Below are 24248 nucleotides of genomic sequence, written 5' to 3'. Positions count from 1 at the left end.
GGGCGCGTCAGAGAGCGTTCGTGAGGACATCGAGCGTGAGCGGCGTGATCGGCAAACCACGCGCGAGACGCTCGCCGAGAATCCGATAGATCGCGAGATCGAATGCCTGCGCGTTGCCGGGCGCCCGGAGCGCACGCGCTTCGGCCAGCGATGCCGTCGTCCCGAGATACTGCCATCTATCGACGACGTGCCACGCACGTTCGCCCGTCGACGCATCGCGCTCCTCGATCGCAATCGCGCCGGCATGCAGCCACGGCGCACCGCGTGCATCGCCGGGACGCGACTTCGGGAGGCGGTTGAGCGTCGGACGCATCGTCGCGATCATCTGCGCTTCGGCAAGCATCGCGCCGATTTCGCCGCCCGTCGCCTTCCATTCGACACGCCGCACGAGCGCCGCGAGCCGCAGATCCTTCGCGGACCGGCGCGGGCCCGTCAGATGCGACCGCACCCGCTGACGCAGCCGTACGCTGCGGCCGACGTAGAGCGGCGCGTCGTCATCGCCATAGAACATATAGACGCCGCAGCCGGCGGGAATGCGCTCGATCGTGTCTTCATCGATATGAGCGGCAAGCTGGAACCGGCGCGTGACGCGTTCGACATGCGCGCGCAGAACGTCCGGCGCGTGCGCGCGATGCAGGTGTTGCCAGAACTGCCACAGCAGATCGGCATCCGCGAGCGCACGATGCCGCGCCGAAGGCACGAGCGCATGACGGTCGACGAGCGCATCGAGGCCGTGCCGCGTTTCCGATGGATAGATGGCGCGCGAAAGCTGAACGGTGCAAAGCACGTCCGGCGAAAAACGCATGCCGATGCGCCTGAATTCGCCCTTCAGAAAGCCGTGGTCGAAGTGCGCGTTATGCGCGACGAAAAGGCGTCCGTTCATCCGCTCGAGGAGGCCGGACGCGAGTTCCTCGAAGGTCGGCGCGTGGCGGACCATGGAATCGTCGATGCCGGTCAACTGCTGGATGAATGCCGGAATCGGCTTGCCGGGATTCACGAGCGACGTCCATTGCGACACGCCCTGCGGCCCCGCCTCGACGATGCCGATTTCCGTGATTCGATCGACGCCCAGCGTGCCGCCGGTCGTTTCCAGATCGACGAAGACGAGCGGTTCGGAAGGCAGAGCGAAATCGGGGAGCGTATCGAGGCGCATCTTGGACGGCGAAATCGGGGAATTTGAGCATCGCGCAAGGCGATCGGAGTTGCCCATTCTAACGTACGACGTGTTTGCGCATCGGGCGGTGAAACAGGGCGCGCTTGCATCGGCATGTATTACTTGGGTGAAGATTCGAAAAGGCCGAATTAGTAGTAACACCGATTTACGGGTAATCGGAATTGCCTCTCTCGCACCATTCTTTATTTCGCACCGCATTTGAAGCGAACCGGCTACTGCGGATAACCCGATTGTGTCAAACGCGACGGCAATGCAACGATTTTTATTGACGCAAGTTTCGGTGTGTTAGGACGCCGCAGTTTCGCGTGACCCGCGTCGCAAGGCTGTGAGCCATGCTCGGCACGGGGCGGAAGGGATCGCGGCTGCGACCTTCGGGCAATCGAAAGCCGCCGCATCAACTCCTGCTGAAGCGCCTTTTTCTAGCGAATCAGCGCATTTCGTTAGACCGCTTTTCGGCTCGTATTAATGTCTTTCGATCAACTTATTTATTATCTCATTAATACGGGAAAATCACGTTGTCACTCGATATCACTGACACAAGCAATCGATTTTAGTAACGAACGTAAGTGTTTTCCTCGTCTTGCCCGATTCTCCGACATTAAGCAAGATGGAGGTTCATTATTGCGTGAATGTAATCGGGAGGACCGATGATGAAGTCGTTCACACGCATCGCCTCGTGGTTGAAGTCGGTGTTTGCCCCGTCGATTATGTCGGCAAGCGAAGACGGCCAGCCGGCGGAAATTGATTCCACATGGCACGGCGGCCACTGGCAGAACTTGCTTTCGTCGCCGATGGATGCGCGCCATTATGTAATGGAAGACTGGGCGAGCCCGCTGGACGACGACATCGTCCCCGCAAACCCAGAGCCAGCAAGGGCCGAGGCGCTCTGACGGCGCATGCGCCACGCACGCGCAAAAAAAAAGCGCGACCGGGAAGTCGCGCTGACAAAGTTTGGAGATCTTTTCCGTCAACGAAAAAGTCTGCTTCGGAAAGCAGAACCGACAGTATAGCGACACCGCCAAGCGGCATTACTCTCAAAAATCGCAAACTGCTGTTCCAATAATCTCAACAATCGATTCCGCGCACTTTCTTCGATGAAGAACGCCGGATTCGCTGTAGCACTTCCGCAACGCCAATTGGTTGACACCCCAGCCCTTACGTCTTTATTCGCCGATAAATCATTGTGTTTAAAGGGAAAATAGCCGTCTTTCGATCATTGCGGATCGGAGAATGATTTATTGCGGAAAGTGGAATGCCCTGTCTGTAACACCGTCTTTACACTTCGTCTGGTCCGGAAACAAATGTGTCGCACCTTCGGACGCATTGCTCCCTTCGACTGCGCCTCTCGCAGCGCGTCGCACGGAGGTTTCCTCAAAGCCTGGGTCCCTAACGCCCAATCTGCTCTCGGAGTTACAAAGATGAAAAAGACTCTCATCGTCGCAGCCCTCACGGGCGTCTTCGCTACCGCTGCTCAAGCACAAAGCAGCGTCACGCTGTACGGCCTGATCGACGCGGGCATCACCTACACGAACAACCAGAACGGTCACAGCAACTGGAAGGCGACGAGCGGCTCGGTCAACGGTAGCCGTTGGGGCCTGCGCGGCGCTGAGGACCTCGGCGGCGGCCTGAAGGCGATCTTCACGTTGGAGAACGGCTTCAACATCATGAACGGCACGAACGGCCAAGGCGGTCGTGAGTTCGGCCGTCAGGCATTCGTCGGTCTGTCGAGCAACCAGTTCGGCGCCGTCACCCTCGGCCGTCAATACGACTCCGTGGTCGACTTCCTCGGGCCTCTGGCTCTGACGGGCACGCAATACGGCGGCACGCAGTTCGCCCACCCGTTCGACAACGACAACCTCGACAACACGTTCCGCGTCAACAACTCGGTCAAGTACACGAGCGCGAACTACGCTGGCCTGAAGTTCGGCGCGCAGTACGGCTTCTCGAACGCAGCGGGCGGCTTCTCGAACAACCGCGAGTACAGCGCGGGCGTGTCGTATAACTACGGTCCGTTGAACATCGCGGGTGCTTACCTGCAACTGAACAACACGCAGACGAACGCAGCAGGCACGGCGCTGAACAACGGCGGCGCAGTCGCGGGCGACGCTCCGTTCGCGGCAGGCCGTCAGCGCATCTTCGGCGGCGGCATCAGCTACGCATTCGGCCCGGCAACGGTCGGCTTCGTGTTCACGCAGACGATGCTGGACAACGCCACGTTCATCACGCCGACGGGCACGCAAGTGGCGGGCGTTTCGGCACCGCTGTCGGACGGTCATGTCCGCTTCACGAACTACGAAGTGAACGGCCGTTACAACCTGACGCCGGCTCTGTCGCTCGCAGCGAACTACACGTACACGAACAGCCGCATCGACGGCGTGGCGCCGAAGTGGCACCAGGTCGACCTGCAAACGGCATATGCGCTGTCGAAGCGTACCGACGTGTACCTGCAAGGCGAGTACCAGCACGTTTCGGGCACGGGCGATTCGGGCCTGGGCGCGACGATCAACGGCGTTGGCGTGTCGTCGACGGAAAACCAGGTTTCGGCAACGGTTGGCGTTCGTCACCGCTTCTAAGCCTTACCTGCAGCACAGTTGTAGAAAAGCCGCTCTTCGGAGCGGCTTTTTTTCGTTCCGCGCCCTTCTCTTTCGGTCAGCGCGGATAGCGCACGTCGAGAATGTCGATCTGCTGGATGCCCGCAGGCGTGTGCAGCGGCACCGTATCGCCGATGCGCGCCTTCAGCAGCGCACGCGCGACCGGCGAGATCCAGCTCACGTGGCCGAGATCCAGATCGACTTCATCGACGCCCACGATCGTCACCGTATGCACGATGCCATCGTCGCCGGAATAATCGACGGTCGCGCCGAAGAACACCTGATCGACGTTCTCCTGCTTCCTCGCGTCCACCACTTCCGCCAGATCGAGCCGCTTGGTCAGGAAGCGGATGCGCCGGTCGATTTCGCGCAGACGCCGCTTGCCGTAGATGTAGTCGCCATTTTCGGAGCGATCGCCGTTGGACGCCGCCCACGACACGAGCTTGACCACTTCGGGACGCTCGGTATCGAGCAGTTGCAGCAGCTCGTCCCGCAGCCTCTGATGGCCCGCAGGCGTGATGTAGTTCTTCGTGCCCGCCGGAACGTCCGGGTGGCTCAGTTCGAGATCGTCATCGCTCTCGTCGGATTCTTTGACAAATGCCTTGTTCATGGTGCAAACCGCTTTTCGGGTGTCCGCTGTTGGTTTCAGACCATCAACTTACCACGCCGAGCGAACCGCGGCGTCGCAGCTATCTCGGGGGCGTCCGCGATTTTTCGGCCAAAAGCCCTTCCTTTTTGAAAATTGCTTCGCTATAATTCCGCTTCTGCGTGCGGCTGTAGCTCAGTTGGATAGAGTACTTGGCTACGAACCAAGGGGTCGTGGGTTCGAATCCTGCCAGCCGCGCCACTTATTCCGGTGTTTTCACTTCCAAGCGAAAGCATCGAGCGCTTAACCACAAGCGCGTTGAAGTAACATAGCAGTACCGTTTTGCGTGCGGCTGTAGCTCAGTTGGATAGAGTACTTGGCTACGAACCAAGGGGTCGTGGGTTCGAATCCTGCCAGCCGCGCCATCTTTCGAAGGGCCTTCCATACGGAAGGCCCTTTTTGTTTTTCCCTTACGTATTTGCGTGCGTTTCGGCATCACGGACGCGGCGGCGACCTGACATCGCCGATGCGTCCGTCCGGCACCGGAACATCGCCTGTCGCGGAAACGGCGGTCTGCTCCGAGATCGATTCGGATCGCGTCCCAAGCAACGTCTGCGGATGCCGCAGATAGACGTCATCGACAGTTTCGCCGAACGAATGCCGCACGAACGCGCGCAGCAACGCGATTCGCAGCGACGGCCCGCGCCCTTCCACCGGCTCTCCGTCCTTGCCGAAGACCGCCGTGCATTGCACTTCGCCACGGCCGAGATCCGTCATTTCGAGCCGGCACGCGCGTTCCAGCACGACGGACGCAGCCTCCCACGACGTCGACGGCAGAAAGCGCCCGTCCCAGGCCTTCCCGCGGTCGTTGCCGCGAATGGAGAGCGTCTCTCCGCTGTCGGTGAAGTGAATTTCCCTGATGAAGTCGTGGAGCCCGCGCGCGACCCAGTAGTCGAGCGTGGCGCCTTCCAGATTCGATGTGTTCATTGCGGCGCTCTCCGATGCTTTCGGTCTATTGACGAAAAGCATGCACGCCGCGTTCCCGCGCCGCTCAGTAGTCGGCGCGTTCCCGTTCGATGCGCATGCCGCCGTCCTGATTGCGATGATGCGGCTCGTCGCTCGGACGCTCGCGCGCGATGCGCATCACGTCCGGATTGGTGCGCACGCGGCGCATCACATTGGCGAGATGCACGCGGTCGCTGACCTGGATCACGAAGCGCAGAAGTTTGGCTTCCTGCGACACGTCCTCGTCCATCGCGATATGCACGATATTCGCGTCGGCCGACGTGATATCCGCCGCGACGCGCGCGAACACGCCCTTGGTGTTCCTCACGAGCACCTTCACGGCGACGTCGAAGAGACGGCCCGGCTGCGGCGCCCACGCGACGTCGATCCAGCGGCCCGGATCGCGCCGGTGAATGCGTTGCGCGACGCGGCACTCGGTGGTGTGAATCGCCATGCCGAGCCCGATGCCGATGTAGCCCATGATGTCGTCGCCGGGAATCGGGCGGCAGCACGGCGACAGTTGCACCGACATGCCTTCCGTGCCGGTGATGACCACCGGCGGCGCGGTATTCGTGCTGTGATGCTCGCGATGCGGGTGATCCTCGTCATCGGCGATGCCGTTCATCAACACTTCGATGCGCTTCGCCATGACCGCCGCCACGCGACGGCCGAGGCCGATATCCGCGAAAATTTCCTGGCGCGTCTTGTTGCCCGTCCACTGCACGAGCTTTTCCCACACTTCCGGCGTGACTTCGGACAGCGCGAGGCCGTAGCCCTTGAGACTCTGATCGACGAGCCGCTCGCCGAGCTGGACGGACTCGTTCAGGCGCATCGTCTTCAGATAATGACGGATGGCCGAACGCGCCTTGCCGGTGCGCACGAAACCGAGCCACGCGGGATTCGGCTTCGAATACGGCGCGGTGATCACTTCGACGATATCGCCGCTCTTCAGCTCCGTGCGCAGCGGCAGAAGCTCGTTGTTGATCTTCACCGCGACGCACTGGTTGCCGAGGTCGCTGTGGATGGAATATGCGAAGTCGAGCGCGGTCGCGCCGCGCGGCAGCGGCATGATCTTCGATTTCGGCGTGAACACGTAGACCGCGTCCGGGAACAGATCGATCTTGACGTGCTCGAGGAATTCGCTCGAATCGCCGGCTTCGCTTTGAATGTCGAGCAGCGATTTCAACCACTGATGCGCGCGCTTCTGCACATCGTTGAGATCCGCGCCGCCGTTCTTGTACAGCCAGTGCGCCGCGACGCCCGCCTCGGCGATTTCATGCATCTTGCGCGTGCGAATCTGAAACTCGATCGGCGCGCCGAACGGTCCGACGAGCGTGGTGTGCAACGACTGATAGCCGTTGACCTTCGGAATCGCGATGTAGTCCTTGAACTTGCCCGGCACCGGCTTGTAGAGCGCGTGCAGCGCGCCGATGCACGTATAGCATTCCAGCGCGCTCTCGACGACCACGCGAAAGCCGTACACGTCGAGCACCTGCGAGAACGACAACTGCTTGTCGCGCATCTTCTTGTAGATGCTGTAGATGGTCTTTTCGCGGCCGGTGACTTCGGCGCAAATCTTCGCATCTGCAATCGTGCGCTGCACCGCCTCCAGAATCTTGCCGACAACTTCCCGCCGATTGCCGCGCGCGGCCTTCACCGCTTTTTCGAGCGTGGCGTAGCGGTTCGGATTGAAGTTCGCGAAGGAGAGATCCTGCAGCTCGCGATACGTGTTGTTCAGGCCGAGCCGATGCGCGATCGGCGCGTAGATGTCCAGCGTTTCGCGCGCCACGCGACGCCGCTTTTCGGGCGGCACCGCGCCGAGCGTGCGCATGTTGTGCAGCCTGTCCGCGAGCTTGACGAGAATGACGCGCACATCGCGCGCCATCGCGAGCAGCATCTTGCGGAAGTTTTCCGCCTGCGCTTCCTCACGATTGCGAAACTCCATCTTGTCGAGCTTCGACAAGCCATCGACCAGTTCCGCGACCTTCGCGCCGAAGCGCTCCGCGATCTCGGTCTTGGTCACGCCCTGGTCTTCGATCACGTCGTGCAGGAGCGCCGCCATGATCGACTGCGCGTCCAGCTTCCATCCCGCGCAGATTTCCGCGACGGCGACCGGATGCGTGATGTACGGCTCGCCGCTCTGGCGATACTGCCCGAGATGCGCTTCGTCGCTGAAGTGGAACGCCGCCTTGACTTCCTTGATCTCTTCCGGAGTGATGTAGCTCGCGAGCGCGTTCGTCAGATTCGCAATGGAAACGACGTCGTGCTTGCGCGGCTGCTCCGGCGTGGCGGTCGGCCCGAACAGATGGCGGAACGACTGTTCGAGGACCGCATCGATGTACTTGCGCGCGGCGTGCGGCTTGTCGGCGTCGAGAAGCGCGTCCTGGTCGATCTCGGTGTCGGGCTCCACGGACGCGGAGACGGGCAACGGTGTCTGACTCATGTTCGCCTCCGTGTTCGTGTGACGCGCCGCTCGGGCATCGGTTGCGCCGGTTGCAGGAAATGAAACGTGTGAAGCCCTTAGACGGGCACTTTCTTCAGCATTTCGACGCCCACCTGCCCCGCTGCGATTTCGCGCAGTGCAACGACGGTCGGCTTGTCGCGGCTTTCGATTTTCGGCGTGTGACCTTGCGCGAGTTGACGCGCGCGATACGTTGCTGCGAGCGCGAGCTCGAAGCGATTCGGAATTTGTTTCAGGCAGTCTTCAACGGTGATGCGGGCCATGTTTGTTTCCTTCTCAATATGTGTTTTATTCTACCTTATGTGACCGATACGGCTTGGCCACCGCTCGCCTCATTGCGGGTGCGAGGGATGAATGCCGAGGTCGACGAAGAGCTGCGTATGGCGCGCGTATTGCGACGTGAAGCGCAGGCGCGTCGCCATGACGAGGCACTGCAGTTCGGCGAGCGCGCGATCGAAGTTCTCGTTGATCACGACATACTCCGCTTCCGATGCATGCGCCATCTCGCTGCCGGCCGCGAGCAGGCGTCGCACGATGACTTTCTCGGAATCCTGTCCGCGCTTCTTGAGGCGGTCTTCGAGCGCATCCAGCGACGGCGGCAGAATGAAAATCTCCACCGCGTTGCGAAACTGCTTCTTCACCTGCTGCGCGCCCTGCCAGTCGATTTCGAGCAGCACGTCGTGACCCATCTTCATCTGGTCTTCAATCCACAGGCGCGACGTCGCGTAGTAGTTGCCGTGCACTTCGGCGCTTTCGAGGAATTCGCCCTTGCCGTGGCGCTCCATGAAGTCATCGACGGAAACGAAGTGATACTGCACGCCGTCGGTTTCCGCCGGACGCGGATCGCGCGTGGTGTACGACACGGACAGGCGAATGGCCGGGTCCTGCGCGAGCAGTGCGTTCACGAGCGTGGACTTGCCCGCGCCCGACGGCGCGACCACCATGAACAGGTTGCCGGGATAGACGCCCGTATAGTTGCTATGCGAGCGGTGCGTGGTATGCGGCATGATCGAGCGTTACTCCAGATTCTGTACTTGTTCGCGCATCTGTTCGATGAGCAGCTTCAGCGTCATCGATGCATCCGCGAGTTCCTTCGCCGCCGCCTTCGAGCCGAGCGTGTTCGCTTCGCGATTAAGCTCCTGCATCATGAAGTCGAGCCGCTTGCCGACCTTGCCGCCCTTCTGCAAGACGTGGCGCGTTTCGGCGAGATGCGCGGTCAGGCGCTGCAATTCCTCGGCGATGTCAATGCGAATGCCGTACATCGTCACTTCCTGGCGGATGCGCTCGGCAATCTCTTCGCGCGGCACACTGGTGGTCGCGGGGTTATCGGACGTCGCGATGCCGAGCGCGTCCTGCAAACGCTCGACGATCTTCTGCTGATGCTTCGCGATGAGTTCCGGCACGAGCGGCGTGATGCGCGCGACGATCGCTTCCATCTCCGTCACGTTGTTGATGAGCACGTTGCCGAGCGCCGCGCCTTCACGCGCGCGCACTTCGATGAGATCGGCGATGGCCTGCTTGCCGCACGCGAGCACGGCTTCGCGCAGCGTTTCCGCCGACACCGAGCTTTCCGCGAGGACGCCCGGCCAGCGCAGGATTTCGCCGGTGCGCATGCGTTCCGCGTCGGGGAAAATGTCCAGCACGGCGCGCTCCAGCGTGGCGAGCTGCGTGAGCGCGTCGCGGTTCAGCGCGCCTGCGTTGGCCGTCTGCTCGACGCGATTCAGGTTGATGCGGATATCGACCTTGCCGCGCGAGAGCTTCGTCATCAGCATTTCGCGCAATTGCGGTTCGGTCGCGCGCACGTCTTCGGGCATGCGGAAATTCAGGTCGAGAAAGCGCGAATTCACCGTGCGCAATTCCACCGATACACCGACGCCCGAACCGCCCGCGCCATTGGGTCCGGCGCCATCCGCGACGACTTCGCGCGTCGCGCTGGCATAGCCTGTCATGCTGTAGATCATGGTACGTCTCGCGATGTGAGCCTTCGTTGCGAAGGCCGGTTCAACGAAACGCCCGGCGCGTGGGAAGGTGCATTGGGATGAGCACGCGTGTGTGCCGCCGGGCGATGAACCGGCATTATCCCATTTTTGCCGCGCAGCCCGCCCGCGCGGGGCGTTCCGGCGCACGCCGCGCGCGCAACGCGGGCGGTTGTTTGACGATAAAATCGCTGCACGCGGCGCGATCGTCGGCAACCGGAATGCGCGCCTGACCTCCTCTACTCTTCCTCGCCATGACCGACTCTCCCCTGCTCAAGCCTTCCATCCCGCGACCGAGCGGCCGCCGCGACAATCAGTTGCGCGATGTCCGCATCACGCGGCATTACACGAAGCACGCGGAAGGGTCGGTGCTCGTGGAGTTCGGCGATACCAAGGTGATCTGCACGGCGAGCATCGCCGAGCGCGTGCCGGCGTTCCTCACCGGGCGCGATCAAGGCTGGCTCACCGCGGAATACGGCATGCTGCCGCGCGCGACGCACACGCGCAGCGACCGCGAAGCCGCGCGCGGCAAGCAGACCGGCCGCACGCAGGAAATTCAGCGGCTGATCGGCCGCGCGCTGCGCTCGGTGTTCGACCTGAACGCGCTCGGCCCGCGCACGCTGCATATCGATTGCGACGTGATCCAGGCCGACGGCGGCACGCGCACGGCGAGCATCACGGGCGCGTTCGTCGCCGCGCACGACGCGGTGAGCAAGCTGCTCGCTGCCGGACGCATCGCGAAATCTCCGGTGAAGGACTTCGTCGCGGCGATTTCGGTCGGCATCTTCGATGGATCGCCGGTGCTCGATCTCGACTACGAAGAAGACTCGCAATGCGATACCGACATGAACGTCGTGATGACGGGCGCGGGCGGCTTCGTCGAAGTGCAGGGCACGGCGGAAGGCGCGCCGTTCTCGCGCGAGGAAATGAACGCGCTGCTGGCCCTCGCGGACAGCGGCATCAAGGCGCTGATCGCGAAGCAAAAGGCGGCGCTGGAGATTGAAGGTGTCTGACCTGAATGGCATGAAGCGCGTGGTGCTCGCGTCGAACAACGCGGGCAAGCTGCGCGAATTCGCATCGCTGCTGGAAGCCGCGGGCATCGAACTGATCGCGCAGGGCGAACTCGGCGTGCCGGAAGCGGAAGAGCCGCACGCGACGTTCGTCGAAAACGCGCTGGCGAAGGCGCGGCATGCGTCGGCGCTGACCGGCCTGCCCGCGCTCGCCGACGATTCCGGCCTCTGCGTGCGCGCGCTCAACGGCGCGCCCGGCGTCTATTCGGCGCGCTACGCGATGATGAACGGCGGCGAAAAAAGCGATGCCGCCAACAACGCGCGGCTCGTCGCGGATCTCGCGGACGAAGCGGATCGCCGCGCGTATTACTTCTGCGTGCTCGTGCTCGTGCGGCATGCGAACGATCCTGAACCGCTCATCGCGGAAGGCCGCTGGCATGGCGAAGTGATCGACGCCCCGCGCGGCGCGAACGGCTTCGGCTACGACCCGCACTTCTTCCTGCCGGCGCTGAACGCGACCGCCGCCGAACTCGATCCCGCGCGCAAGAACGCGCTGAGTCATCGCGCGCTCGCGCTTCGTGACCTGCTGCAACGGCTGAAGGAACTCGCGTGAAGGCCGGACTGAAAACCATCAACGTCGTGCAGGCATTCACGTCGCCGGGCAGCATCCGGCTGACGTCGCTGCCGCCGCTTTCGCTGTACGTGCATTTTCCGTGGTGCGTGCGCAAGTGCCCGTATTGCGACTTCAACTCGCACGAATCGAAGGACGATACGTTCCCCGAAGAGCGTTATCTCGATGCCTTGCGCGCCGATCTCGAAAGCGCATTGCCGCTCGTGTGGGGACGTCAGGTGCATACGATCTTCATCGGCGGCGGCACGCCTTCGTTGCTGTCGGCGAAGGGGCTGGACCGTCTCCTGTCCGATGCACGCGCGCTGCTGCCGATCGACGCCGACGCCGAAATCACGCTCGAAGCGAATCCCGGCACGTTCGAAGCCGCGAAGTTCGCGTCGTTCCGCGCGAGCGGCGTGAACCGATTGTCGATCGGCATTCAGAGTTTCAACGAGGCGCATCTGAAGGCGCTCGGGCGTATTCACGATGCGAGTCAGGCGCGGCGCGCGGTCGAAATCGCGGCGAAGCACTTCGACAACTTCAATCTCGACCTGATGTTCGCGTTGCCGCAGCAGACGCTCGACGAATGCCGGCACGATATCGAGACGGCGATTGCGTTCGCGCCGCCGCATCTGTCGCTGTATCACCTGACCATGGAGCCGAATACGCTCTTCGCGAAGTATCCGCCCGCGCTCCCCGACGACGACGCCTCCGCCGACATGCAGGACTGGATACACGAACGCACGCGCGATGCGGGCTACGAGCGGTATGAGGTGTCGGCGTATGCGAAGCCGCATCGGCAGAGCCGGCACAACCTGAACTACTGGCGCTTCGGCGACTATCTCGGCATCGGCGCGGGCGCGCATACGAAGCTGTCGTTTCCGTCGAAGATTCTGCGGCAGGCGCGCTTCAAGCATCCGTCGACGTACATGGATCAGGCGTTGTCGCCGACCGAAAGCGCCATTCAGGAAGAGCGCGAAGTCGGCCCGCGCGATCTGCCGTTCGAATTCATGCTGAACACGCTGCGGCTCGTCGAGGGCTTTCCGGTGCATGCGTTCATCGAGCGCACGGGGCTTGCGATGTCCGCGATCGAACCCGCGCTCGTCGAAGCCGAGAAGCGCGGACTCATCACGCGCGATTTCGAACGCATCGCGCCGACGGAACTCGGCCAGCGCTTTCTGAACGATCTCCAGGAACTCTTCTTGAAGGACCCGCAAAGTTGAGCGCGCCGACGATGGCGCCTGGCTCGGTGATGCGGCATCGCCCGTTCGCGCTTTTCTGGAGCGCGCGGGTGATGTCGTCGGTGGCGTTTCAGATGATGTCGGTGGCGATCGGATGGCAGGTCTATTCGATCACGCACAGCGCGTTCGCGCTCGGTCTCGTCGGCCTCGCGCAGTTCGTGCCGATGTTCGTGCTGACGCTGGTCGTCGGTCACGTCGCGGATCGATACGACCGGCGCACGATCGCGTATGTCTGTCAGACGATCGAGGGCATCGCGGCGCTCATGCTGTGTTTCGGCGCGTGGCGCGGCTGGAATCACGTCGGCCCGATCTACGCGATCGCGACCATCACGGGCGCGGCGCGCGCGTTCGAATCCCCGTCGATGGCGGCGCTCCTGCCGAATCTCGTCGCGCGCAATCAGTTGCAGCATGCGAGCGCGTGGTCGACATCGGCCAATCAGACCGCGCAGATTCTCGGTCCCGCGATGGGCGGCCTGCTCTACAGCCTCGGCGCGTTGACGGTGTACGGCGCGGTGACGGCCGCGTTTCTCGTCGCGGCGTGCGCGGTGGCGGCGATCCATATCGACGAAGCCGTGCGCATGCGCGCGCCGTTGTCGGTCGAAGCGTTGTTCAGCGGCATCGGCTTCATTCGCAGCAAGCCGGTGATTCTCGGCGCGTTGTCGCTCGATCTTTTCGCGGTGCTGCTCGGCGGCGCGACCGCGCTGTTGCCCGTGTTCGCGCGCGACATCCTGCACACGGGTCCGTGGGGTCTCGGCGTGTTGCGCGCGGCGCCGGCCGTGGGCGCGCTCGCCGGATCCATCTGGCTCGCGCATTTTCCGCTGCGGCAGCGCGCGGGCACGGCGCTCTTCGGCGGCGTGATCGCGTTCGGCATCGCGACGATCGTGTTCGGGCTTTCGCGCAATCTCTATGTCTCGCTGATCGCGCTGGCGGCGCTGGGCGCATCGGATGTGATCAGCGTCGTCGTGCGGATGTCGCTCGTGCAGTTGCAGACGCCGGATGACATGCGCGGACGCGTCGGCGCGATCAATTCGCTTTTCATCGGGACGTCGAATCAGCTGGGCGAATTCGAATCGGGGATGACGGCGGGACTGTTCGGCGCGGTGCCGGCGGTGCTGATCGGCGGCATCGGCACGATCGCGGTCGCGTTCCTGTGGATGCGGCTGTTCCCCGCGCTGAAGGCGACGCGCACGCTGGAAGGCTGAGCGCTCCTCCCCGCCGATGAGTTGCGCTACAATACGCGCCTTGCTGGAGGTGTGGCCGAGCGGTTTAAGGCACCGGTCTTGAAAACCGGCGAAGGAGCGATCCTTCCGTGAGTTCGAATCTCACCGCCTCCGCCACCCGACCCACCAAAACAAGGCTATCAATGGCCTGAAACCCCCGCCACATAAGGCTCTACGCCCTTCCGAACGTACACTAACGTTCACTCTCGCTCACCTAGATGCACAGTTTGACCGTGGTAAGAACCGTGGTAGCTTAAAAGCTCACGCGGGGGGTTACCACGATGGCTACTGATCTGCTTTCCACGCTCCAAATCAAGAACGCCACGGCTCAAGGCAAGTCCATTCGCAAGCTCTCGGATGGCGATGGCCTATACCTGTGGGTCTATGCCGATGGCACCAAGTACTGGCGCATGCGCTACTGGGTAGGCGGCAAGGAAAAGAGTCTGAGCCTCGGCGTCTATCCCAAGATCGGGCTGAGTGCCGCGCGTGCTCGGCGTGCCGAAATGCACAAGCAACTACAAGACGGCCTAGACCCCGGCATTGAACGCAAGGCAGAAAAGGTCGCGGCGGCGCTCAATGCCGCCAACACGTTTGAGGCCGTAGGTAATGAGTGGTACGGCAAGCAAGTTGGCTCATGGGCGGCCAGTCACGCCCTAGACGTCAAACGCCGCCTTGAGCGGAACATCTACCCGTTGATTGGCTCCCGCCCTATCGCTGATCTGAACCCGCCTGAGATTCTTGCAGCGGTACGCAAGATCGAAGCACGCGGGGCCACTGACTTAGCGCATCGCGTAATGGGCGTGGTCGGGCAAGTGCTCAGATATGGCATCGCCACCGGACGCGGTACGCGTGACCATACGGCGGATTTACGTGGCGCTCTAACCCCGCACGTGAAGGAGAACCAAGCGGCGGTCAAAGACAAAGCATTGCCCAAGCTGCTGGCCGATATCAGCACCTATGATTTGCCACCGTGTGAGGGCGACAAGCAAACCCGCATCGCGCTGCAATTACTTGCACTCACATTCGTGCGCACATCCGAATTGATCGGCGCGACGTGGGATGAATTCACGCTACCTGAGAACCCTAGCGAGGGTGGCATGTGGATCATTCCGGGCACGCGCATGAAAGCGAAGAAAGACCATATGGTGCCGCTGGCCCCGCAAGCCGTGGCACTGTTTCAACAATTGAAGGTGCTGGCGGGAGATAGTGATTGGATTTTGCCCGGTCGCAATCCTGCCAAGCCCATATCGAATAACACGCTGTTGTTTGCCCTCTATCGACTCGGTTATCGCGGCAAGATGACGGGCCACGGTTTTCGCGCGGTGGCGTCCACGGCGTTGCATGAATCCAACAAGTTTGAATCGGATTGGATTGAACGCCAACTAGCGCACGTACCGGCAAATCAAGTTGCAGCCGCATATAACCGGGCAAAATACCTCAGTCACCGTACAGAGATGATGCGATGGTGGGCGGATCATCTTGCAGCCAATGGTTTAGCCGTTCAAAACGGTTTGACTGGCAATTGATTGCAGCGCATTATGTGGACGTAGTTAACCGTAAGTGATCGTTACTGTTCAATTCGCCATGGATGGCACACTAAAATAAGGTGCCGCCATGACTATCAAATACGTATCGGGCAAACCTGTTGCCGCCGAGAAGCGCCCGTCTCCTCCCCGCGTCGATTTAACATTGCCGGGCAGGCTGCGTGCCGATGACGTGCAAGCCATTCTGCGTATTGGGCGCACGTGGCTGTACAAGGGCATCGCCACTGGAAAATATCCGCCGCCGGATTACGTTGAGGGGCGGATTCGCTACTGGAAGCATTCCACCATCTTGAAGCTGCTTGAGGGCGGCACTGCAATTGATTGCAACGACGCTGCCCCGTGATAGCATCTCGTCCCGATACTTTCGGGGGAACGATGAAACGGGACGGCTGGCTTATTCCACTTTGCGCGTTGGTGTTCGTAACGCTGGCGGCGCTGTGTTTCCGCTTTAGCCTTACTTCCCAAGACCTAGCGGCGTGGGTCCAAGCAATTGGCTCAATCGGCGCTATTCTGGCCGCGATTTGGGTGTTGCATCGGCAACATGAACAAGACAAGGAAACGGAATGGCGGGAGGTGCGGGCGTTCGTCGCGGCTGTGAGAGAAGAGTTGCAAGTTACGTTGCAGAATTACGAACATACGCGGAAGCGCCTTTTGGCGGTGGCTGACGGTGATTTTTTCGCGTTTATCTTTCCCGCGACGTCCGAAGCCGCATTTACGTTTTACAACAACGCCAGCGCCCAAGTCGGAAAAATCCCTGATGCCGATTTGCGGCGCATGATTGTTACGGCATATGCGCAGGCTAAGGGGTTGATCGCTTCCTATCAATTGAATAATGGGATGCTCGGGCAACTCAACTCGATGGCGCTTGATGGCAACGACTGGTTGGAAAAGCCTAGAGTCATTGCCTTGCGGAGAAGTCTAATAGGCTATGCAGTACAGTTGAAGGAACAAGATGCACTGGTCGTCGGAAACATTGCAGCGTTGATTTCAATGATAGATGCGTGGCCGTCTAGCCGTTGCAATTGATTGCACAAAAAGAAGGGCGGTCTATGCCGCCCTTGTCGTAGTTAGGATACCGTAATTTTATAGTCGTCTTAATGGCCCCGCGTGCCCTACCCCCGTAGTCTGTGGTTTTGTAGCGGGCAAGGAGGAGAATAGGGAAACGCGCCGGGGTATACAAGCGCCAAATTTCTGTGCAAATGTGGGCGCGCGCACTGTAAACCCGCGCCGCCGCACTGGTAAACCCTCAGCGGCCTTCCGGGGCGCTGCAATCAATTGCACTGGGCGCGGTGGGCGTCACGCACGCGCATCACTACCTGTCGCGCCACGTCTAGGCTCTTCGCCACGGCGTAGACGGTTTCCCCCGCGTCTAGGCGCTCGATTACTTGCTTCTTTTGGGCGTCGCTAAGAGCGGCGGGACGCCCTAGCTTCTTGCCCTCGGACTTCGCGCGCCGCAACCCGGCTTGCGTGCGCTCAATCAGCAAGTCACGCTCAAATTCGGCCACGGCGGTAAGCACACCCATGGTCATCTTGCCCGCCGCGCTGGTGAGGTCGGCACCGCCTAGGGCGAGGCAATGCACGCGCACGCCCATCTTGGCTAGGTTCTCCACGGTGGCGCGCACGTCCATGGCGTTGCGGCCTAACCTGTCGAGTTTGGTCACAATCAGCACGTCGCCCTCTTCAATGCGCTCCAACAACTTCTGAAAGCCGGGGCGCTCGCTGGCGGGCGTGCTACCGCTGATCGTCTCGGTAACGATGCGCTTTTTATCGACTTTGAAGCCCGCCGCCTCTATTTCCTGCACCTGATTGGCGGGCGTTTGCTCGGCGGTGCTGACGCGGGCGTAGATGAAGGTGCGGCTCATGACTTAACCTCCGCTAAGCACGCGTTCGAGAGCTTCCACATCGGCGGCTTCCATATCAAAATCGCTCAACACTTCGCCCGCCTTCCTCGCAGCCTCATCGGCCGCTTCTGCCGCGTCCGATACTTGGTCAAAAGCCCGCCGAAGTTCCCTTGTTTGCTCGGGTGAAAGCATTTCGAGCATTGCCACACCGAGTCTACGAATGAAGTCCTCTTCTGCAGCGCCTGATATTTCGGACTCAGACAGTGGCGGACGCCCGCCGCGCAACAATTCCAGCGCCTCTGCGGCGGTCATACTGTCGAGCTTCGAAGTGAACTCTGAAATGCTGTTGCTATTTTCAGTGGGCATGGTCGTCTCAACCGCCCGTGTTTTGCGCCCTGTTGCCTTCTTGACGGCTGGCTTGCTCTTAACTGTTTTCTTCGCTGCCATGATCCCCTCCATGGGATAAGTGGTTAGGTAGGTTCGTCGGCGTGGATGCGTCTGAAACCGTAGCGTCACTATAGTACGTGTACTAAAGTTCAACAAGCTGTTTTCCGTACCCATTGCGAAGCTTCTCTCGCGATGCGTGCGCTAACGAACGTTTCCGGACTTTGCTGCGGCGCAATAAGGAGAGACGATGGCTTTGCGCTGACCATTCACGCACAATGCGCAAAAACAGGGGGGAAACGTGGCGAAGACGAACAAACAAGGCAACGTTCTGGCGCGTTGCATTTATTGCGACGGCGCGCAGACCGGCTTCGAAGTGCTTGATCCGGGTCAAACCAATTGGGGCGGCGTTGTGTATGACCGGAATTCGGACAGACACGACTTCCGGCTTGCGCGCTGCCAGAATTGTGGTGCGGGTGCCTTAGCGATTTTTGCTTTTCGACACGGTACCAACATGGGGTTGGCCAACTTCTATCCGGAGGCTAAGGAGCGTTTGCGGCTACCTGACGATGTGCCCGATGGCATTAAGGCAGAGTACCGGGAGGGGGAGCGCTGTCTCGAAGCTAGTTGTTACCGTGCTGCGGCCGCCATGTTCCGCTCGGTTTTGGACAAAACGCTGCGGGCTAACGGCTACAAGGCAAAGAAGGGAACAACGCTGGAGCAACAGATCGACTTGGCTGCGGCTGACGGCGTCATTAACGCCGCGCGTCAGAAACGTGCGCATGACGAGTTGCGCGTGCTCGGAAATGACGTGCTGCACGACGAATGGACGGCGCTCACAGCGGAAGACGTTGAGTTGGCGCATTACTACGCGCAGCGCATCCTAGAGGACTTCTACGATGACCGCGAGTCGATTCTTGCCGTGCTTAGGGAAAAGGGCCGCACGCCGGACGAAGACCGCCAGCAAGACGAAGAGACTACCTAATTGCAATTGATTGCAGGCGGTGCCGCCCAATGCGGTACTCGGCACCGATTGGGAATGGCGATTGCCGCATAATGTCGGACGCCAAGAGGGAGCAAAACCCCGGCAACGACGAGGTAGGCTAAGGAAACGACGTGGAAGCGAACGACTACCATGTGATTGCGTCCGCAATTGCGAGACGGCTCAACGAAGTCGATGACGCGGGAGCGCGCAAGCTCATCGCCGACATTTCTGAGCTAGCCGACTTGATGGAAGCCAACGAACCCATTGGCTCCCGACTGAGACTTGCCGCCAGCGTCGCGCAATCGTTTCTGTTAATGGGAAGGCCGTTTCTGGCCCTTTGTAGGATAGAAAGCGACCTTAGGCTAGCTTTTGCGCGAGTGTTGCCAGCGACTTAGCGCTGCCCGTAGCGTCGTGTCGTAAGCGCCGATGCTGCCGCCCATCGCACATAGTCACGCAAGCTGCATCCTGAACACGTGCGCGCCTCTCTGCCGGTGCCGAAGTCACGCAGGGGTTTGAGGACGCCGCACGTCGCGCACAAGCGGTGACGACTCACACGCGGCTCCACTCGGATACCTCCACGTTGCCAAGGGCCAGCGCCAGCGTCTTGAGTTTGGGGGCGCGCACGTTCTGAGGCGCTACCGCCTTGAAAACAGCGGGTTTGGGCGCTGGCGCGTTCCTGGCTGATCGAGTGACGGCAGCAGTGGCAAGTGATGCGATTGCAAGCGTAGCCGTTGCAATTGATTGCAACGCCGGTGCTGCCGCCGTGCTCATGGCTGCGGCTGCCGCTCGCTTCGCAGACGTGCGCGGGCGTCCTCTCCTCACCGCTGGCTTCGGCGGTTCCGGCTCTTTACGCGCTGCCGTAGCAATGAATTCAGGGTGACGCCCAATGTATTCGACAACGGCGAGTGAAAGACAGGCGTCGGCGGCAATAGCGCTGGCGTAAAAGCCCCGGCTCAGGAGTTCGCGCACGTGCTCCAGCTTGAAGGGCGTCACCTTCGCCAACTCACGGGGCGGCCCGCCTTCGGGCTTAACGGCTTGTCGCGGGCGCTCTACGTAGGGCAGAGCATCACCGCGCCAGCACTGGCTGGGCTGACCCTCAAAAATCATGGGGCGCTGCGTGAGCAAGTGCATGCGCTCCACTCAGTCCTCCCAGTGCAATTGATTGCACGCCACCAGCTTGGCCACGGCGATGGCCGCCATGCACTGGCGACGCGTCACGGCTTGGCCCCGCCAGAAATAAAAGTTTTCGCCGTGCAAATACGTGATGGCGACGGCCCCGCCCTCGCTGGCAAGGGAAACGTGGGCGTAGCACGCGCCCCGCGTGGCCTCGCGGTACTCAGCACAGGCGCGGGCATGGGCTTCCATGAGGGCGAGCACGTCAGCACACGGCAGGGCTTCAAAGCCGTGGAGGCTAGACCCTGCAAAGCGAGGGCCAGCGAGTCGATGCAGGGTCGCGGTGCTCATGGCTTACTCCGCGACGCCGGTAACGTCAGTGAGCGTAAGCGTGATGGCGCTGGTACTGCGTTGCTCGATGACGGCAGCCCCGCCTGAGTATGCAAGGTTCACGTCTACGTCAAAGGGCTGCGGCGCATTCGCACCGGTAAGGCGCGGCGGCGTCCGCTGATAGACGCCCAGCACTTGGCCACTAGCGTCGTAAATCGTGGCGTCGATAGCACCCGCGCAGTGAATGTGAGAGATAGTGCCGCTCACCGGGAATTCACCGGCTCCCAAACGGTCGGGACCGATGGCAAGGCGTTGCGGGGGATACGGTGCGTCTGTGGTTACGATGATAGTGGTCATTTAGTGCTCCAAAGTGTTTAGCCTAGAGGTTAACGCGGTGTCTTTATGCTTGCTACCAAATTGCAATCAATTGCAGCGCGGGCCGCCGCGTCTATACAGGTGTACGCTAACGACCGGTTGCGCACTTACGGGCTTTCGGCCCTGAAACCAGTACTAAATCCAGCTTCCGCGTATTTGGTACGTGTACGTCTCGCCAGCGGGGTTTCCGTACATTCCTAGTTGAAGGTCGCAGTGACGTGGCCGCCATCGCCGGGGTCGATGGTGATACCACGCATGCATGGCCAATCCAGCGCGATCATGCCTTGGCTTGGTAGCGTCGTGCATTCCAATACCAAGTTCTCGGGCGTGGCCTCCGCCATAGTGGCGGCGTCATAGATACGCACGCCGTTGGTCGGCATCGTGATGACGAACACGCGGCACAACGTGCCGTATCCACGCTGTACAGTGCGGGGCGTGGTGATGTTGAGGGCACCGTGCGTGGCGCGGCCCGCTGCAATTAATTGCAATTGCTCGTCGCCAAGTGGCCCCGGCATGCGGGGGCGTGGTGCGAATGCCAATACCTTACCCATATCAGAATCCCTCGCTATCGCCACACGCCACGATCACGCTATAAACCGCACAATCGAACAGGTCATCACTGCGCTTATGGGCGTCGGGGTCGCCCAGCACGTAGCCGCACAACTGGCTAATCAGGTGGTTGCGCGTCACGCCCTTGTAGTTCATTTGTTTGTCGGCGGCGTGAGCACTCAATTTCACGTCGCCTCGCAACACGGGGCCAGCGGCCAGCACGGCGCGCGCGTCTTTGCCCTGTGACGTAATGTGCCCATCGATGGCATGCACGGGCCATCCCGCGCTCTTGCCATGCTGTAAGAGCGTGATGCCGCTAGCCTTGTCTTCAATGAAGGCACCGCCGAAGCCATGGCGTGCTTTGCAATCAATTGCAATCCGCTGGCCGTGCTCTAGCACGCCGGGCAGCCAAGACGTGAGCAAGTTCGATTGAATCTGCGTGATTTCCCAATCCAAGATGGTGATGCGCGGGTTGTCCGGTATCAACGAGTTGAAGGCGCACCACACCACTGCCGTGCCATCGTGCTGCAACCCGGTTTTCAGCGCGCTGTCCACCACGCAAAACACGTAGTCACAGTACATGGGCAAGCCCACGCCCTTGCCATCACGCAGCAAGTTCTCCAAGGAGAAAAACGCGGTGCCGCTCCAATCCACGAATTCGGCTTGATACTCCTGCCGCCACACCAAGGGATGGTTCTTAGCCTGTAGGGCTGCCACCGCTGCCGCATTCAGTTTGGGATTAGCTGCGGTGGGCGCGTGAAACTCTCGCCACGGCTCCGGCAACTCGGCGTTGGTGCATGCCTGATAGAAATAGCTTTCGGGGTCTTGGCCCTTGGGCGTGCCGCCCATAAGGGCGTTGCCGTTCCTATCGAGCAAGGTGGGCGCAATGCTTTGCTCAAAGATATCTTGGAGGCCCGGCACTAGACTGGCCTCGTCTACAATGACTTCATCATAGAACCTAGAGCGGCCCGCATCGGGATCGCTTAGAGTCCAAAACTCGATGGCCCCGCCCGTGTGCAGGTCAAGCACAGCATCTACCTTAGACGCTTGGCTGATCGCGGGGGCCAGCGACTTGTGGATGCGTTGATACGTGGGCAACCACAGCTTGTAGCTGGGAGCAAAGAAACCCACGCGCTTACCCTTGAGCGCCCACGTGCTGGCTAGCTGCTCAAACATCGTGGTTTTGCCATAGCGGCGGCCACACCTGACCACGGTGCGCTTGCTACGGTTGGCCAAGATGTTCAGCTGGCCCGCGTGCAACGGCGTCAAATGAATCTCAGGCATCGCCGCTGCCCTCCGCTGGCGATTGCAATTGATTGCAATTGATTGCAGCACTGGCGTCCACGCCATCCGGCACTTGCGGAGCATTGAAGACCACGATGGGGCCGCTGCTAGCCACGGCACTCTTCTGCTTCCAGTGACCGCCCCGGATACGGTCAGCGGCTTCCGCAGCGCGAATCATGCCCTTGGTATCGCCGTTCTCACGCGCGGCGTTCGCGGCTTCATCTACCAGCTTCAAGCGCTGCGTTTCATTCGAAATCCCGATGGACTCCACGCCATCGAGAAAATTTTTTCTGGCGTCGTCGAAAACACGTCGCAACGACTTGGACAAGGCGCGGCCTTGATAGGTCGTCGGGTTATAGGCAACGATCTGATTAACTGGTACGTCTAGGTCATAGACCGTCTTGAGCATGCGTTGCACTATCGTCGGCGTATCGAACTCCGCGAGTGCCCGCACTACAGCTATCTTCACGTCCTTACTCAGCACGGGCATTTCGCCCTCCCTATAATCAAGTAATATCAAGTCCCTCCATGGTGAATTTCACGTTGCCCGCAGGGGGCGGCCCGCATCAAATCAAGCGTTTTCGCCTGTTTTCCGGGGGTTTTTGCGTGTTTGCGCGTGCCCCCGGTCCTTCATGTTCCCGCTGCTGCAAGTGCAATTGATTGCAATCATTGAGGCACAAAGAATTGGTACTTGCTGCCGCCGCCGCTGGCCGCCGTGCTGCTCGGGTTATATAACGTAGGGTAGCTATCCACGGTGCTTACAGCTAGAGCATCGCCGCCCCCGCCGCTACTGCTTGGCGTCGGCAGGTATAGCAAGTCGATAACGCTGATCCATGCGCGGCCATCGGGGTTGCGGCTCTCGCCTACGTGGCGGATGCTCGCTATCTGAAACGTGCCTTGGAACTGGCTTTGCGTCTTCAGTTGCTGCGTCAACGCGTTGAGCGGTGGCACTGGCAGATACCCACTTACACCACTGCCCAGAGTCGCGGGGCCTGCCGGTAACGTCACGTAGCCGCCAACTTCTAGGTCGCCCCGCAACACGCACATGACCTGTACTTGGAAGTTGCTCGCCCACGTAGGTTGACCAATCAGGTCATTGAAAGCGATCTGCTTGGGCGGCGTTTGCACGGTGCCGTCCGCCACGGTAATGACGTTGTCTGCAAGTGTGATCGTGATGCCGCGATAGCTCTTTGTATCAGGGGCATAGCCGCCCACGATGGACAGGCTGCGAGTGTTGATAAACTCCGCGAACTGCTTGAGCGATGCAAAGAAGCCGGTAACGTCTGCTCCCGGCAGTGAAGACAGCGTATCCGTGATGGCCCCGCAAATCACGTATTGCGGAAAAGCGGACTGCAATGCGGTGACGACTGCGTTAAGCAGCGGCTGCCCCGTCTTCCATTGGAAAACGATGTTGGCGGGGGCATGGTTCGTTGTCGGCACCGCGACCGTGCTGGTCGATGCTGGAACTCCCGTGACTTGATCGCTGGTCGGGCTGCTGCCTCCGTATTGCAGGTACATGCAGAGGCTTTGCTGAATGCCCTGCCAGTTGCCGAAGCAATTAGCGATCTGGCCAGACGCCAGCAATCCGATTTGCTGCGGCTTCGCCAGCGGCAGCCCCCGCGCCATGCCCCCATAGACAGCGACGTTCATGAGGCTGAGATCACTGGCCTGACTGATCTCTGCGAGGCTCACGCCGCGAATCTCCGCGAAGGAGTTAGCGGTCGGCGCGTGCATGAACGTCGTCGGGATATCCAACACGATTTCTTGCGCGGCGGGGTTGGTGCCACCAATGTCGTTAGGCGTGCGGCCCGCGTTCAATGACGTGTACGTGTACGTGCGGTCGTCAGCGGGTACGCGCGTAAAGCCGGGCCGCCCAAAAAGGTTAGGCACCAGAATTTCACCGGTTTTGGGGTCTGTTACTCGAATCGCGTAGTAGCGCATGGCTCAGGTCTCTTCGGCTGCGATTGCA

26 protein-coding genes and 3 tRNA genes are annotated in these 24248 nt (G+C 60.9%); 13 read left to right on the top strand and 16 right to left on the bottom strand.

What is annotated here, in order from left to right; all coding sequences use genetic code 11:
- Positions 1–7: 7 nt before the first annotated feature.
- Positions 8–1153, bottom strand: a complete 1146-nt coding sequence (locus NCR39_RS03440) for an exonuclease domain-containing protein (RefSeq protein WP_250450720.1) — start codon at positions 1151–1153, stop codon at positions 8–10.
- A 728-nt stretch (positions 1154–1881) separates the two neighbouring features.
- On the opposite strand from NCR39_RS03440, the gene NCR39_RS03435 reads away from it, so the two are divergent.
- Positions 1882–2064: a hypothetical protein gene (locus NCR39_RS03435; RefSeq protein WP_502800172.1), complete on the top strand. Its 183-nt coding sequence runs from the start codon at positions 1882–1884 to the stop codon at positions 2062–2064.
- Between the two features lie 528 nt (positions 2065–2592).
- Complete coding sequence (locus NCR39_RS03430) at positions 2593–3747, top strand: porin (RefSeq protein WP_250450718.1); 1155 nt, start codon at positions 2593–2595, stop codon at positions 3745–3747.
- 76 nt (positions 3748–3823) lie between these two features.
- Here NCR39_RS03430 and greB read toward each other — a convergent pair whose 3' ends face one another.
- Positions 3824–4375: a transcription elongation factor GreB gene (gene greB, locus NCR39_RS03425; RefSeq protein ID WP_250450716.1), complete on the bottom strand. Its 552-nt coding sequence runs from the start codon at positions 4373–4375 to the stop codon at positions 3824–3826.
- 160 nt (positions 4376–4535) lie between these two features.
- Here greB and NCR39_RS03420 point away from each other — a divergent pair.
- Positions 4536–4612 (top strand) — tRNA-Arg (locus NCR39_RS03420).
- A gap of 87 nt (positions 4613–4699) precedes the next feature.
- Positions 4700–4776 (top strand) — tRNA-Arg (locus NCR39_RS03415).
- Positions 4777–4846: 70 nt separating this feature from the next.
- Here NCR39_RS03415 and NCR39_RS03410 read toward each other — a convergent pair.
- The 5 genes from NCR39_RS03410 to NCR39_RS03390 form a co-directional block, all read right to left on the bottom strand.
- Complete coding sequence (locus NCR39_RS03410; protein WP_250450714.1) at positions 4847–5338, bottom strand: phage protein NinX family protein; 492 nt, start codon at positions 5336–5338, stop codon at positions 4847–4849.
- A 64-nt stretch (positions 5339–5402) separates the two neighbouring features.
- A complete protein-coding gene (locus NCR39_RS03405; RefSeq protein WP_040051831.1) occupies positions 5403–7799 on the bottom strand; it encodes a RelA/SpoT family protein in 2397 nt (798 codons plus the stop codon).
- Positions 7800–7876: 77 nt separating this feature from the next.
- Positions 7877–8080 carry a DNA-directed RNA polymerase subunit omega gene (rpoZ, locus tag NCR39_RS03400; RefSeq protein WP_006025620.1) on the bottom strand — a complete coding sequence of 68 codons (204 nt, stop codon included), beginning with the start codon at positions 8078–8080 and terminating at the stop codon, positions 7877–7879.
- A gap of 69 nt (positions 8081–8149) precedes the next feature.
- Complete coding sequence (gene gmk, locus NCR39_RS03395) at positions 8150–8824, bottom strand: guanylate kinase (RefSeq protein ID WP_250450713.1); 675 nt, start codon at positions 8822–8824, stop codon at positions 8150–8152.
- A gap of 9 nt (positions 8825–8833) precedes the next feature.
- Positions 8834–9778, bottom strand: coding sequence for a YicC/YloC family endoribonuclease (locus NCR39_RS03390; protein WP_250450712.1), 945 nt, complete (start codon positions 9776–9778; stop codon positions 8834–8836).
- A gap of 269 nt (positions 9779–10047) precedes the next feature.
- Here NCR39_RS03390 and rph point away from each other — a divergent pair, with 269 nt between their 5' ends.
- The 8 genes from rph to NCR39_RS03350 all read left to right on the top strand — a co-directional run bounded on the left by rph (position 10048) and on the right by NCR39_RS03350 (position 16444).
- Positions 10048–10806 (top strand): ribonuclease PH, encoded by a 759-nt coding sequence (gene rph / locus NCR39_RS03385; RefSeq protein ID WP_250450711.1) that lies wholly within the window; start codon positions 10048–10050, stop codon positions 10804–10806.
- 10 nt (positions 10807–10816) lie between these two features.
- Entirely contained in the window at positions 10817–11416 is a 600-nt protein-coding gene (gene rdgB / locus NCR39_RS03380) for an RdgB/HAM1 family non-canonical purine NTP pyrophosphatase (RefSeq protein WP_250451452.1), read from the top strand.
- A complete protein-coding gene (hemW, locus tag NCR39_RS03375) occupies positions 11413–12636 on the top strand; it encodes a radical SAM family heme chaperone HemW (protein WP_250450710.1) in 1224 nt (407 codons plus the stop codon). The genes rdgB and hemW overlap by 4 nt, the downstream gene beginning before the upstream one ends.
- Positions 12637–12647: 11 nt before the next feature.
- On the top strand, positions 12648–13856 hold the full coding sequence (locus tag NCR39_RS03370) for an MFS transporter (RefSeq protein WP_250451451.1): 1209 nt from the start codon (positions 12648–12650) through the stop codon (positions 13854–13856).
- A gap of 45 nt (positions 13857–13901) precedes the next feature.
- Positions 13902–13991, top strand: a tRNA-Ser gene (locus tag NCR39_RS03365).
- A 164-nt stretch (positions 13992–14155) separates the two neighbouring features.
- Complete coding sequence (locus NCR39_RS03360; RefSeq protein ID WP_250450709.1) at positions 14156–15400, top strand: tyrosine-type recombinase/integrase; 1245 nt, start codon at positions 14156–14158, stop codon at positions 15398–15400.
- A gap of 88 nt (positions 15401–15488) precedes the next feature.
- Positions 15489–15761: a helix-turn-helix transcriptional regulator gene (locus NCR39_RS03355; RefSeq protein ID WP_250450708.1), complete on the top strand. Its 273-nt coding sequence runs from the start codon at positions 15489–15491 to the stop codon at positions 15759–15761.
- 32 nt (positions 15762–15793) lie between these two features.
- The gene (locus NCR39_RS03350) at positions 15794–16444 is read left to right on the top strand and encodes a hypothetical protein (RefSeq protein ID WP_250450707.1); all 651 of its coding nucleotides are present in this window, start codon (positions 15794–15796) and stop codon (positions 16442–16444) included.
- A gap of 245 nt (positions 16445–16689) precedes the next feature.
- Here the strand turns inward: NCR39_RS03350 and NCR39_RS03345 are convergent, their stop codons facing one another.
- Complete coding sequence (locus NCR39_RS03345) at positions 16690–17280, bottom strand: recombinase family protein (RefSeq protein ID WP_250450705.1); 591 nt, start codon at positions 17278–17280, stop codon at positions 16690–16692.
- Positions 17281–17283: 3 nt separating this feature from the next.
- Positions 17284–17706, bottom strand: coding sequence for a hypothetical protein (locus NCR39_RS03340; RefSeq protein ID WP_250450703.1), 423 nt, complete (start codon positions 17704–17706; stop codon positions 17284–17286).
- A 238-nt stretch (positions 17707–17944) separates the two neighbouring features.
- Between NCR39_RS03340 and NCR39_RS03335 the strand changes: the two genes are divergently transcribed.
- Positions 17945–18628, top strand: a complete 684-nt coding sequence (locus NCR39_RS03335; RefSeq protein ID WP_250450701.1) for a DUF4145 domain-containing protein — start codon at positions 17945–17947, stop codon at positions 18626–18628.
- Between the two features lie 549 nt (positions 18629–19177).
- Here the strand turns inward: NCR39_RS03335 and NCR39_RS03330 are convergent.
- From NCR39_RS03330 to NCR39_RS03300, 7 genes are all read right to left on the bottom strand, one after another.
- Positions 19178–19759: a hypothetical protein gene (locus tag NCR39_RS03330; protein ID WP_250450699.1), complete on the bottom strand. Its 582-nt coding sequence runs from the start codon at positions 19757–19759 to the stop codon at positions 19178–19180.
- 9 nt (positions 19760–19768) lie between these two features.
- A complete protein-coding gene (locus NCR39_RS03325) occupies positions 19769–20092 on the bottom strand; it encodes a hypothetical protein (RefSeq protein ID WP_250450697.1) in 324 nt (107 codons plus the stop codon).
- Between the two features lie 3 nt (positions 20093–20095).
- Positions 20096–20428, bottom strand: coding sequence for a hypothetical protein (locus tag NCR39_RS03320; RefSeq protein ID WP_250450695.1), 333 nt, complete (start codon positions 20426–20428; stop codon positions 20096–20098).
- A gap of 215 nt (positions 20429–20643) precedes the next feature.
- The gene (locus NCR39_RS03315; RefSeq protein ID WP_250450693.1) at positions 20644–20997 is read right to left on the bottom strand and encodes a hypothetical protein; all 354 of its coding nucleotides are present in this window, start codon (positions 20995–20997) and stop codon (positions 20644–20646) included.
- A gap of 1 nt (position 20998) precedes the next feature.
- Positions 20999–22279: a hypothetical protein gene (locus tag NCR39_RS03310; RefSeq protein WP_250450691.1), complete on the bottom strand. Its 1281-nt coding sequence runs from the start codon at positions 22277–22279 to the stop codon at positions 20999–21001.
- The gene (locus tag NCR39_RS03305) at positions 22272–22769 is read right to left on the bottom strand and encodes a DUF2280 domain-containing protein (protein ID WP_250450689.1); all 498 of its coding nucleotides are present in this window, start codon (positions 22767–22769) and stop codon (positions 22272–22274) included. Before NCR39_RS03305 ends, NCR39_RS03310 begins: the two co-directional genes overlap by 8 nt.
- Before the next feature lie 176 nt (positions 22770–22945).
- Complete coding sequence (locus NCR39_RS03300; RefSeq protein ID WP_250450688.1) at positions 22946–24220, bottom strand: hypothetical protein; 1275 nt, start codon at positions 24218–24220, stop codon at positions 22946–22948.
- Positions 24221–24248: the final 28 nt, after the last annotated feature.

Origin of the sequence: Caballeronia sp. ATUFL_M2_KS44 (genome assembly GCF_023630965.1) — a bacterium.
GTDB classification, from domain to species: domain Bacteria; phylum Pseudomonadota; class Gammaproteobacteria; order Burkholderiales; family Burkholderiaceae; genus Caballeronia; species Caballeronia concitans.
Note: the sequence above shows the minus strand (reverse complement) of the source record. Positions and strands in the feature narration are given on the sequence as shown.